This is a genomic window from uncultured Mailhella sp. (genome assembly GCF_905187505.1).
GTDB lineage: Bacteria > Desulfobacterota > Desulfovibrionia > Desulfovibrionales > Desulfovibrionaceae > Mailhella.
Genome location: NZ_CAJJIC010000076.1, coordinates 1 through 11,152 on the forward strand (window position 1 = coordinate 1; position 11,152 = coordinate 11,152).

9 protein-coding genes and 2 pseudogenes are annotated in these 11,152 nt (G+C 56.9%); 1 reads left to right on the plus strand and 10 read right to left on the minus strand.

Annotated elements, in window-relative coordinates; all coding sequences use genetic code 11:
* Positions 1 to 238: 238 nt before the first annotated feature.
* A complete protein-coding gene (locus QZZ60_RS07735; protein WP_295640150.1) occupies positions 239 to 1,318 on the plus strand; it encodes an alpha/beta hydrolase in 1,080 nt (359 codons plus the stop codon).
* Positions 1,319 to 1,607: 289 nt separating this feature from the next.
* Here the strand turns inward: QZZ60_RS07735 and QZZ60_RS07740 are convergent, their stop codons facing one another.
* The 10 genes and pseudogenes from QZZ60_RS07740 to QZZ60_RS07790 form a co-directional block, all read right to left on the minus strand.
* The gene (locus tag QZZ60_RS07740; protein ID WP_295640153.1) at positions 1,608 to 2,393 is read right to left on the minus strand and encodes a FadR/GntR family transcriptional regulator; all 786 of its coding nucleotides are present in this window, start codon (positions 2,391 to 2,393) and stop codon (positions 1,608 to 1,610) included.
* Between the two features lie 48 nt (positions 2,394 to 2,441).
* Entirely contained in the window at positions 2,442 to 3,539 is a 1,098-nt protein-coding gene (locus QZZ60_RS07745) for an iron-containing alcohol dehydrogenase family protein (RefSeq protein WP_295640156.1), read from the minus strand.
* Positions 3,540 to 4,045: 506 nt separating this feature from the next.
* Entirely contained in the window at positions 4,046 to 4,990 is a 945-nt protein-coding gene (locus tag QZZ60_RS07750) for a hypothetical protein (RefSeq protein WP_295640158.1), read from the minus strand.
* A complete protein-coding gene (locus QZZ60_RS07755; RefSeq protein WP_295640161.1) occupies positions 4,990 to 6,492 on the minus strand; it encodes an FAD-binding protein in 1,503 nt (500 codons plus the stop codon). The genes QZZ60_RS07750 and QZZ60_RS07755 overlap by 1 nt, the downstream gene beginning before the upstream one ends.
* Complete coding sequence (locus tag QZZ60_RS07760; RefSeq protein WP_295640175.1) at positions 6,480 to 6,665, minus strand: FAD-dependent oxidoreductase; 186 nt, start codon at positions 6,663 to 6,665, stop codon at positions 6,480 to 6,482. The genes QZZ60_RS07755 and QZZ60_RS07760 overlap by 13 nt, the downstream gene beginning before the upstream one ends.
* 12 nt (positions 6,666 to 6,677) lie before the next feature.
* Positions 6,678 to 8,218 (minus strand): annotated as a pseudogene (locus tag QZZ60_RS07770) (tripartite tricarboxylate transporter permease).
* 37 nt (positions 8,219 to 8,255) lie between these two features.
* Positions 8,256 to 8,687, minus strand: coding sequence for a tripartite tricarboxylate transporter TctB family protein (locus QZZ60_RS07775; RefSeq protein WP_295640167.1), 432 nt, complete (start codon positions 8,685 to 8,687; stop codon positions 8,256 to 8,258).
* Between the two features lie 26 nt (positions 8,688 to 8,713).
* A pseudogene (locus tag QZZ60_RS07780) lies at positions 8,714 to 9,466 on the minus strand (tripartite tricarboxylate transporter substrate binding protein).
* Positions 9,442 to 9,681 carry a hypothetical protein gene (locus tag QZZ60_RS07785; protein ID WP_295640169.1) on the minus strand — a complete coding sequence of 80 codons (240 nt, stop codon included), beginning with the start codon at positions 9,679 to 9,681 and terminating at the stop codon, positions 9,442 to 9,444. The pseudogene QZZ60_RS07780 and the gene QZZ60_RS07785 overlap by 25 nt, the downstream one beginning before the upstream one ends.
* 34 nt (positions 9,682 to 9,715) lie before the next feature.
* A complete protein-coding gene (locus QZZ60_RS07790) occupies positions 9,716 to 10,474 on the minus strand; it encodes a GntR family transcriptional regulator (RefSeq protein ID WP_295640172.1) in 759 nt (252 codons plus the stop codon).
* Positions 10,475 to 11,152: the final 678 nt, after the last annotated feature.

Here is an 11,152-nt window from a genome sequence, read left to right on the forward strand (position 1 = left end):
CGGGACCTGAAAGGGAACCGGCCTTTTCATGTGATGCAAAACAGCCGGAGACAGTTTTCGGAGACCGGCGGGAGCCAGGAGCAAGTTCCAATATCCGGGGGAAACTATTCTTTTAAGGCATGAATTTATATTTGATATAAGCATTTGCTATATTTTCTTGTTGAAGATACTTGAAGGATATGCTGGATCAAGGAAATTGATCCCTATCTCCTCACCTCGGAAACAACGGGAGACTCTGATGAGCAAAATAAAAAATCTGGCTGTCGGCGTTTGCGTCGGCGTGGCGGCGCTTGCAGGGAGCGCCATGGCGGCTCAGGAAAATGCTTCTGCGCAGACTACGACAAAGGAAGGCAGAGAAATGAAGCTGGAACAGCAGTGGGACAAGACCTTTCCCAGAAGCGGCAAGGTCGATCACAAGAAGGTGACGTTCAGGAATCGCTACGGCATCACTCTGGCCGCAGACATGTACATTCCCAAAAATGCGGAGGGAAAACTGGCGGCCATTGCCGTGAGCGGACCTTTCGGGGCCGTCAAGGAACAGGCTTCGGGACTGTATGCCCAGACCATGGCCGAACGCGGTTTTCTGACGATTGCCTTTGATCCGTCCTACACGGGCGAAAGCGGAGGCGAGCCCCGCAACGTGGCTTCTCCCGACATCAATACCGAGGATTTCAGTGCCACCGTGGATTTTCTTTCCACGCTCGAAAATGTTGACGCTGATCGCATAGGCATCATCGGCATATGCGGTTTCGGAGGTATGGGGCTCAATGCCGCCGCCATGGATACCCGCATCAAGGCCACGGTGACGTCGACCATGTACGACATGAGCCGTGTCAATGCCAACGGTTACTTTGATGCCATGGATGCCGACGCCCGCTATGAGCTGCGCAGACAGCTCAATGAACAGCGCACGAAGGATGCAAGATCCGGTGTCATCGCACCTTCTCAGAACAGATTGCCCGACGCCCTTAAGGGTGACGAGCCGCAGTTCGTGAAGGATTATTTCGACTATTACAAGACCCCTCGCGGTTTCCATCCTCGCTCCATCAATTCCAACGGAGCATGGAATGCGACCTCGTCGCTGTCGTTCATGAATATGCCCCTTCTGAGCTATGCCGGGGAGATCCGCAATGCCGTTCTGGTCATCCACGGAGAGAAGGCCCATTCGCGATACTTCAGTGAGGATGCCTTCAAAAAGCTTGCCGGAGACAACAAGGAACTGCTGATCATTCCCGGGGCAAGCCATGTCGATCTGTACGACAGAGTCGATGTGATTCCTTTTGACAAGATGGAGTCCTTCTTCAGAAAATATCTGTAAGTTCAGGCATGATTGTGAAAAAGAACGGGGAGCCGCCGTAGCGGCTCCCCGTTCTTTTTTTCGCTGGGGTGAGATGGGCCCGCCGTCAGGACGTGCGGCATTCCTGCCTTGGGCTCATGTCTGCAGAAAGAGAGAAAGGCGGTCTGGGCATACGCCCCTTGTTTCCCTGCAGCGCGCATTTTTTGAGGGGCAGGGGGAGGGGAAGTACACGGAACGGCACTCGATGCGATGAAAATTCTTCCCGTGCCGCGGCATAATGATGCGGGGATAAGGAAGGTCTGCGCGGCAATCAGAAGTTGCTGTTTCGCTTGGGCGTGAGCTTCAGAGCGTCCATGATGTGCAATATATGAATTTTCATGGCGTTTCTGGCGCCCTCGGCATTGCGGCTGACCATGAAGTCAAGAATGAGCTGATGGTCATAGCGGCTTCGATGCAGCGCTTCGGGGTGACGCGGCGCAAGATCCATGGCCTGCTCGAAGGCTTCCTGAAGTACGGGCATGAGGCGGTTCATGAACTCGTTGTGCGTGGCATGGGCAATGGCCCGATGAAAGGTCTTTTCGTCTTCCAGAAGGGTAGGGTCTTCGGGATTACCGGAAGCGATTCGCTTCGCGAGTTCGCATATGTGCGTCATTTCGTTTTCCGTGGCCCGGAGCGTTGCATAATAGGCTACTTCCGGTTCAAAGATCATGCGCATTTCATAGACGGATTCGGCGCTTCCTTCGACGGGAGGCACGTCGTGGAGTTCCGTGAAGGAACGTTCCTTGAAGTCTTCCCGCACATAGGTGCCCCGGCCGCGGCGTATTTCAAGAACGTCTCGTGCCGCAAGCATTCGTATGCCTTCCCGAAGCGTGATGCGGCTCACGCCGAGCCGGCTGGCGAGTTCCAGTTCGTTGGGCAGCTTGTCGCCGGGCTTCAGCGTCCTGTCCACGGTAATCATGGACAAGATGCTTTCGGCTACTCTGTCGGACAGTCGTTCTGTTTTTTTCAAGGTCAGCTCCGGCAAGAGCGTTTCCGCTCGGGGTTTGCCGGAAATCGGACATGGTGCCTGCCGCCGGCCATGTTCGATCTCCGGCATGCGTTTTTATGCAAGGCTTGCGGTCGATATGCGAGGCAACGGCATTCTCTACAGGGTCTTCTTGTATTCGCGACCGCAGCGGTTCTGTTCCTTCATGCAGGCGATGAAGTCTTCCAGAGTGACGCCTTTCGGACGATAGGCCCATTCCGTGGCCGTGAGAACCTTCTGGCCCATGGCTTCAAATTCGCTTTCGTCGATTTCAACGTCGTCGAAGCAGACGGGGAAGCCCATCTTTGCATTGAAGGCCATGATGGCATCGCGTTCCTTGTATTTCTTTTCAAAGGTGAGCAGGCACAGGACGCCGAGGGACACGATTTCACCGTGCAGGTGCTTGTGGCCGTTTTTGGTGACGGTAGCTCCGTAGTAGACGCAGTGGGCGAGAGAGGAGTTGTAGTAGTATTCCGGCGTGTGCGTGGTCATGTTGGAAACGATGCCCGTGGAAATGATGATGTCCAGGGTCACCTGCTCGAGTTCAGGCGAAGCCTTTTTGTTGCGGCAGGCTTCCAGCGCCTTGGCTCCAAAGTCGATCAGCGGTTTCGTGCACACATGAGAAAGCTGAACGCCCATGAGAGGCGTGTGGCTGAGCGCCACGTCCCGGCTGGAGAATACGGCTTCGCATTCCTTGGAGAGAGCGTCGCCTATGCCCGCCCAGAGAAGCTGATAGGGGGAGTCGGCAATGATGTCGGAATTGATGAACGTATGATTGGCAAGCTTGGGATAGTAGTACTCGCGGAAGCTGCCGTCAGGATTGTAGATGACGCAGATGGCCGTGACGGATGCACAGTTGCTGGCCACGGTGGGGAAGCAGAACAGCGGCTTGTCCAGCTCGTTGGCCACATATTTGCAGGTGTCGCAGGCACGCCCGCCGCCGACGGCAAAAATCATGTCGGCCTTTTTGACGGCTTCGTTTTCCATGAGCATATGGCCGTTTTCATAGGTGGAATCCCCGCCGAACCATATGAAGTCGGTGATGGTCACATGAGTGCCTTCCACTGCCTTGAGCAGGGCTTCGCGAGCCTTGGACATGGCCGTTTTGCCGCCGATGACAACCGCAGTGTTGCCGAAGTGGCGGGTGACATGGGCGATTTCGTCATAGCAGTCGGAACCGATGGAATAGCTGGGAAGAAACATATTGTAATGAGACATGATGTGCTCCTGTTGATGAAATCAGTTTCCGTAAAAAGAAAAGCTCGTTTTGAACACCATTCAGATGTAGTTACTTAGATGTCTGATGTCAATAGTTGTTGTATGTTATCCAAAAAATTCATGGGTCTTGGCACGTTGAGACAAGGCGGACAGCGTTGTGGTCCGGCTGCGGGCGTAGAAGAGCTCCTGCCGTGTCCGGCATGGGGAGGACACGGGAAGAATGGAAAGGCTTCGGCAGAGCGGAAGCGTGGACGGCATAAGATGAGATGCGGCGTGAGGCGGCACGCAGGTCGGGATGCTCGGAAAAGCGGCCTGCAGACGTCGGAAGTCATTTTGCGGACGGAAGGCGTGCGGGCAGAGGCGTGCATTAAAAATGCCGGCGCCTTTTCAAAGGCGCCGGCATTGCCTGCCAAGGCGGATCGGTTATCAGCAGATCAGATACGGGATGCGCACATGCAGGGCCTGCGTGGGGCATACGACTTCGCAGGGCAGGCAGTACCAGCAGGTCATGTTGCGCTCCACGGGGCGGCCGCAGCCAAGACAGCGCGACGCTTCGGCCTTTGCTTCCGCTTCCTCATAGCCGTTATGGGAGCAAGGCACGGGCAAGGCTTCGGGGGCGTTTTCCTGCTCTTCCGTAAGACCATGGAAGCGCTCCAGACCGCGGGCAACACGTTCGTTGCCTTCATAGTCAATGCTGAATCCTTCCAGAAGGTGCGGGCGGCATGAGCCGCGCTGGCGGCCGCAGCCATGGCCTGAAGGGGACTTTTGTCGCCGGCGTTCACGGCAAAGACGTTGTCGCGGACAAGTCCGTATTCGTCTGCGGACATGCCGTCGGCCGCAGCTCCGGTAAGGATCACGGCGTCGAAGTTTTTGCGGAGCTCTTCGACATCGGGCGAGACGGCCGAGTCAAAGGCTATGCCAGCGGACCTGAGCATGGCCAGGGTCTTTTCCAGTACGGGAGTGGGCACTCCCTCCATGGCAAGGGGAGCAGGGCTCAGAACGGTCACGGCGTGTCCTCCCATGCGGAGGGCGTAGGCAGCCTGAAGGGCAGCGGCATCGGCGCCTGCCACCACCGCCTTTTTGCAGGAGCGGGGAAGTCGTTCTTCCACGCCGTATACCACGGCTTCCTGAGTGCGCACGAGGTATGCGAGAATGCCGGAAAAGTTCAGCGCTCCACCGCTGTGTCCGCGGGAGCATGCGCGGGAAGCCGGAGCGTCGCCCCATGCGGCAAGAAGGCCGCCGAAAGGCGTGCAGCGGCGCAGCTCATGAGCCGCTTCCGTCATTTTTCCCTGCGCAACAAACCGGGCAATGCCCTGATAGTTGATGCCCAGGGCAGAAGCCTGGCGGCAGGGAGGCAGCACCAGTCGGAGGTTGTCCATGATGCAGCGGTCAACGCAATTGCCGCAGGCAAGGCATTTGGAAACGTCAATGGCGATATTGCTGTCGTACATCACAGGGAAACCTCCTCATTCAGTTCCGAAACCCTTACTTTTTCCGCATTGAGCTGACCGTCCTTCATCTTTATGACCACATGGCATTTCCAGTTGGCGTCGTCGCGCTCGGGATAGTCGCTGCGGAAGTGGCTTTCACCCCAGCGGCTTTCCTTGCGGAAGTCTCCGGCGAGGGCGGAACAGTCCGCACAGAGCAGGATGTTTTCCACTTCATAGAGCTTGGAAAGTTCATGACCGTTATGAATGGCCACATGCTTGATGTCGTCGCGGAACGTTTTGGACCAGTACTGCCACAGTTCGAACTTGTGGGCGTTCTTGGGCGAGACCAGATAATCGGCGACCATGCGGCGTACCTTGCGTTCCAGATCATGCACGTCGATGTCGCGGTTTCTGGCCGAGAAGCGCTCGTCAAGCTCAGCCTTGACGGCAGCGACGTCGTTTTCATTGATGGCGGTGTCAGGAGCTTCGGCTATGTATTTCACGGCCTGTTCCGCCGCCACTTCACCGAACACGAAAGCGCCGGTAAGGTGCTGCTTGGCCACGCTGGCCACGTCGCCGGCCGCATACAGACCGGGGACTGCGGTTTCCGCACGTTCGTTGACGCGTATGCCCGCAAGACCGTGTCCGCCGCAAAGGTAGTATTCCGTGGGCCAGAGCTCGATGTCCTGCTTGCGGAAGTCGATGTGCCGACCGGCGAAGAAGCGTTCGTTGACCGGGCGTTCCGTGGTGAACAGCACGTGTTCGATTTCGCGGATGCGTTCCTCGGGAAGGTGGCTGAGCTGAATGTGCACAGGTCCGCGGCCGCTGGTGAAGGCTTCGTTCATCACGTTGGTGTTCGTGACTTCGCCTTCCATCAGGATGTTGCCTTCACAGTCGAGCACCCGGCCTCCGCGGGAAACGCAGATGGCCAGCAGAGGCATGTTGGTATCCTTGATGAGCATGGTTCGCTGCGTGTATTCCATGCCGGTTACGCCGGCTCCGGCGCGCAGCGCCATGACGAAGCCGTCGCCGGTATTGCCGGGATAGTCGTACACGCCGTACAGATATTCGGAGTTGGGCAGGGTAAAGCGGCTCACGCCGCCGGAAGCCACCAGCACGGTCTTGGCCCGGCACACGACCATCTGCCCCGTGCGGACGTTCATGCCCACGGCTCCGGCGACGCGGCCGTGATCCGTGAGAAGACGCAGTGCCATGACGCGGTTGACGGGGCGCGCTCCGAGATCCAGAGCCCGCTTTACCAGCATGGCCTTGAGCTCGGGTTCGTCCATGGCGGTCTGGAACTTGCCCTTGACATGGTATTTCAGTGTCTTGTACTGGCCGTTCTCATCCTTGGGAAAGGTGACGCCCCAGCTTTCCATTTCCTTGAGCAGCGCGTAGGAGCGTTCGGCCATGACATAGCTGGGACCGGCGTCCACCACGCCGGCCGTCATGGCGCGCACGGCCTCAAGATAGAGCTCCGCCGTCGTCTGTCCGGGAATGGCCACGATGTTCAGAGCGTCCATGCCGCGGCGATGGAACCGCCGTAGACGATATCGCTTTTTTCAAAGATGGTGACGTCGAGATCGGGATTCAGCTGAAGGGCATGCATGGCCGCGATGCAGCCGGCGCTGCCTCCGCCGATGATGAGGAAATCCGTTTCCATGGATTGAAAGTTCATAGAGATGTCCTTGCGTATGAGGTTGCCGGCTCAGGCATGTTTCTTTTTGCCGAAGCCGTGGCGCACGATGTACAGGAGAATGATGGCCACCGTGAGCAGCAGGAAGGCGCAGGCGATGGGTCGGTTGAGGAATATGGTCCAGTCTCCGCGGGAAATGAGCAGACTCTGGCGCATCTTGTGTTCAAGCAGGGAGCCGAGGAAGAAGGCCACGATCAGGGTCGGCAGGCTTATTTTCAGCTTGGTCAGCACGTAGCCCAGCACACCGAAGACGAGCATGAGCCAGATGTCGAACAGACTGCTGTTGTTCACGTACGATCCGATGAGACAGAACATGGGAACGACGCTGAAGAGCACCGGCTTGGGAATGGATACCAGCTTTCTTGCGCAGCGTATGAAGGCTCCCCCCACAACCAGCGTGTAGAGGTTGCTGATGAGCAGAACGATGAACAGGGCGTAGAGCAGGGGGCATTGCTTTCCATGAACTGAGGACCGGGAATGAGCCCCTTGATCATGAATCCGCCGAGAATGAGGGCTGCGGCCAGGTTGCCGGGGATGCCGAGCGTGACCAGAGGCACGAGGTTGGGGCCGTTCACGGCGTTGTTGCCTGCTTCGGAAGCGGCGATGCCTTCCAGGGCACCTTTGCCGAACATCTCGGGATGCTTTGATTTCTTTTTGCTCCAGATGTAGCTGAGATACGCGCCTACCGTGGTGCCTATGCCGGGCACGATGCCCACGAACGAACCGATGATTGTGGACCTCGCAATGGTGGGAAGGCACTGCTTCATTTCCGCAGGGGTGATCTTGTCGTCGTCCGTTCCTTTGGCCGAAAGACGGACTTCTTCCAGCTTTTTGCCCGATCTGCGATCCCTGTACCAGCTTTCCGCCTGAAGAAGCACTTCGGAGAAGGCGAGCAGACCTATGGCCATGGGCATGATGCCGATGCCTTCGGTCAGCTCGATGAAACCGAAGTTGAAGCGGGGCGTGCCCATTTCGGGGTCGCAGCCCACGGTGGAGAGCAGCAGGCCGAGGCAGGTGGCGATAAGTTCGCGGCAGGTGCTTCCTGAAGCCGCGAGCCTGCTGATGACCAGGGAGAACAGCAGAATCATGCTGTATTCCGGCGGACCGATGTGCAGAGCAACGGCGGCCACGGGCGCCGCCAGGAAGATGAGCACGAGGTCGCTGGCAGTGTCGGCGGTGACGGACGCAAACAGGGCAGTCTTGAGGGCTTTGCCGCTCTTGCCGCTTTTTGCCAGCGGATAGCCGTCGAACGTGGTGATCATGGCCTGCGGCGTGCCGGGAATGTTGAACAGAATGGCGGGAATGGATCCGCCGAAGTTTGCTCCCTTGGACAGGCCCATGAGCATGGCGATGCCGGGAATGGGGCCGAGGTAGTAGGTAAAGGGCAGCAGCAGAACTATGGCCATGTTGTCGCTCAGACCCGGAATGGCACCCATGATGATGCCGAAGGTCACGCCGAACAGCGCCCAGAAGAAGTTCTGCCATTGCAGCACCATGCTCATGGCTTCCATAAGTTGATCAAACATGTTCCGCTCCTTCTGCCTTGCAGACATTGTCGGATAGACGTTGCAGATGGCTCATATGCACTCCTCAGACGAGCAGACCGGCAGGAAGCTGGAAGTTGAGAAACACGGCAACCACCACATAGACGGCCACGAGCAGTCCGGCAGGCGCCAGAATCAGCGTTTTCGTCCGTCTTTCCCCGAAAAGAAGCAGGGAAAGCACAAGAAAGCACGCGGTGGACACATAGAAGCCCAGGAAGGTGACCCCGACGAGGTAGGCAATGAACAGGCCGAGGGTAGGCAGCGTGGAATGCACGAAGGCATCAGGGTAAAAGTTCAGCGGCGTCACGGTCCGCGGACGACGGACGACCATGATGAGGGAGGGAACGGCAAGACCGAGCACCGTCAGTCTCGGAACGAAGGCCTCTTCCGCTCCTTCCGTCTGCCCGGGAATGATGACGAACCACATAAGGGCGCACAGGATAATGAATCCCAGCCCGATCCATCTGTCATTGTTCATGAGAGCTCCGAAAGACTGAAGGCCCGTTATTTTTTCGCTTTGTTGATGTAGTCCACGAGCTTCACGAGGTTCTGCGTCGCCTCGTCAAGCATGGCGCGGTATTCCTCGGGAGAAATGAATTTCGGGGTCAGGCCGGCCTTCAGCATGTTTTCCTGAACCTGAGGATCGGCCAGGGCCTTTTTGAGCGCATTTTCCCACGTGGCGCGGATGTCTTCCGGGGTGCCCTTGGGCAGCACGAAGCCGTAGCTCACGCTGGCGTAGAAGGGATGCCCGAGATCGTTGTGCAGCTTGGGAACATTGGGAATGTCGGGAACGTCGTTGAGTCCGAGATTGAGCAGAACGTTCAGTTCACCCTTGCGCGCGGCCTGATACGCCGCGGTCCCCACGCCGAGCTCGCAGGCGTCGATATGTCCGCCGATGAGGTCGGCGGAGGCCTCGCCGCCGCTCTTGTACATGACGAAGTTCATGTCCAGACCGTTTTTAAGTGCAAAGGAGCGGAGCAGTTCGGTCGCTTACTTAGACGCGCCGCTGCCTACGGACACCTTGCCGGGGTTGGCCTTCACATAGTCGATGAATTCCTGCCAGGTCTTGTACGGCTTGTCGGTCCTTGCGAGCAGAATGCGGTCCAGGATCATGTAGCCGCCGACGAGGGTCATGTCGTCGAAGTTGTAGGTCTTTCCGCGCAGGAACAGGGCAGAGGAAATGCAGGAGCCCACGGCAGGAGCGGAGATGGTGTAGCCGTCAGGCTTTGCCTTCAGAACGTATTCGAAGCCGGGCATGCCGGACCGCCGCCCTTGTTGACGATGACTACCGGCTGACCGAGGATTTTTTCCAGAGGATTCGCCAGCATGCGCACGGTCAGATCTCCCGTTCCTCCGGGAGCGAAACCGACGACGACGGTAACGGGCTTTTCGGGAAAGGCGGCCTGTGCGGAAGGTGCGGCTCCGAAGAGAAGGAGTGAGCCGACGAGTAGGGACGACAGCAACTTGTTCATGACAGATCTCCAGTTGCGGTTGAGTGGCGTCAGATTACTGACGAAAATCGTGCCTGCGGATGATGCCCGTGGATTCGTTGAGCATGTAGCTCAGACGGAATTCAAAGGGGATTTTGCCGAACGTATAGGAAACCATGCTCATCTCGAAGCAGATGGTGTGCCGGGGACGTCCGAGCGCTTCCTGCACATGAGCGGGAATTTCCGTGCATATCTGCAGAAATTCATCACAGAATACGGTGGGCAGATGACAGTCCCTCTCCAGAATGAGGTACAGAGGATATTTGGAAAAATCGTCGGAGGGAGTGTCCAGAAGCGCAGCCGTCTTGTCATAAGAAAAGCAGGAGGAGCTCCAGGCCAGAGGAAACATGCCGTTTTCATCCCGTCCCAGCAGCGTGCGCCGCACCTGGATGCCTCGACTTTTTGGACGGCATTTCAGGTGTCGGGCAATCTCGTCAGACAGCCGGATTTCTTCGACAACGACTTCACGGGGGAGAATGTCGACGTCCTTGCCGGAAAGCGAGTGCCTCGATTTGTAGAAGAATTTGGTCTGACCGCTGGCGTAGTCGGAAATGAAGGTCCCCTTTCCCTGGATGCGATAGCAGTATCCTGCCTGAACCAGCAGTTCCATGGCCTTGCGCACGGTGCCCACGCTGAGCTGATTTTCCTGAGCCAGTTGGCGCTCGGTGGGAAGCTGCTCCCCAGGTTTCCACCGTCCGGAAGAGATCTTTGCCACAAGTTCCCGGTACAGGCGGGCATAAACGGGAGAAAATGAGGAGTCGAGAGAATGTTCCATGGTCTTTCCAAAATTTTTTAATTTTGTTTATTGCTATATATGAATAAAGCATTTTTTCTTGTCAATTGTCCCATCAGACGGCGAAACTGGAAAAATAGTTAAAATGTATATAATTACAAATAGTAATATGAGAAAACATTAATTTTTTTTCGAAAGGTGCGGGAGGCATCGTCCGGGATGACACAAGGATTTATTTTTACTTTTTTGAGATAAGGACCATTGGAGAGACAGGGAGGACGGGAAGGCCATCCGGGAGAGCCATGGCACTGGAGCGTCTGGGGATGCAGGGGTGAGATCCGCCGGCAAGGCCTTGAGTGCGGTCACCTTCAGAGATGCGGAAGGCAAGTGTCGAGGTGGGGGAGAGCGCGCAGAAAAGGGAGAAAAAAAAAGCGGGCCGGGACAGCGCCGGGAGCGGGCGGGCGTAACCGAGTCCGGGAACAGGGAAGATCAGGGAGAAGCGTGGCCCGACGGCGTGAAGAAGGCCGCCCGCTGGGTCAAGGCCGGATGACAAAAAAGGCTCCGTCTTGCGACGGAGCCTTTTCATTATGTTCTTATGGTGGAGATGAAGAGATTTGAACTCTCGACCCCTGCCTTGCGAAGGCAGAAATAGCGACCATCTCTTATCTGACTTGGAAGGAATAACAAGATGTTAGATGACAGCTTTCATGTCGTAGTAGG

Excerpts from the sequence above, each read along its gene's own strand:
- QZZ60_RS07785 (WP_295640169.1), bottom strand. The coding sequence starts at position 9,681 with ATGAACAAGTTGCTGTCGTCCCTACTCGTCGGCTCACTCCTTCTCTTC.
- QZZ60_RS07735 (WP_295640150.1), top strand. The coding sequence starts at position 239 with ATGAGCAAAATAAAAAATCTGGCTGTCGGCGTTTGCGTCGGCGTGGCG.
- QZZ60_RS07755 (WP_295640161.1), bottom strand. The coding sequence starts at position 6,492 with ATGGACGCTCTGAACATCGTGGCCATTCCCGGACAGACGACGGCGGAG.
- QZZ60_RS07775 (WP_295640167.1), bottom strand. The coding sequence starts at position 8,687 with ATGAACAATGACAGATGGATCGGGCTGGGATTCATTATCCTGTGCGCC.
- QZZ60_RS07745 (WP_295640156.1), bottom strand. The coding sequence starts at position 3,539 with ATGTCTCATTACAATATGTTTCTTCCCAGCTATTCCATCGGTTCCGAC.
- QZZ60_RS07790 (WP_295640172.1), bottom strand. The coding sequence starts at position 10,474 with ATGGAACATTCTCTCGACTCCTCATTTTCTCCCGTTTATGCCCGCCTG.
- QZZ60_RS07740 (WP_295640153.1), bottom strand. The coding sequence starts at position 2,393 with ATGCCGGAGATCGAACATGGCCGGCGGCAGGCACCATGTCCGATTTCC.
- QZZ60_RS07750 (WP_295640158.1), bottom strand. The coding sequence starts at position 4,990 with ATGTACGACAGCAATATCGCCATTGACGTTTCCAAATGCCTTGCCTGC.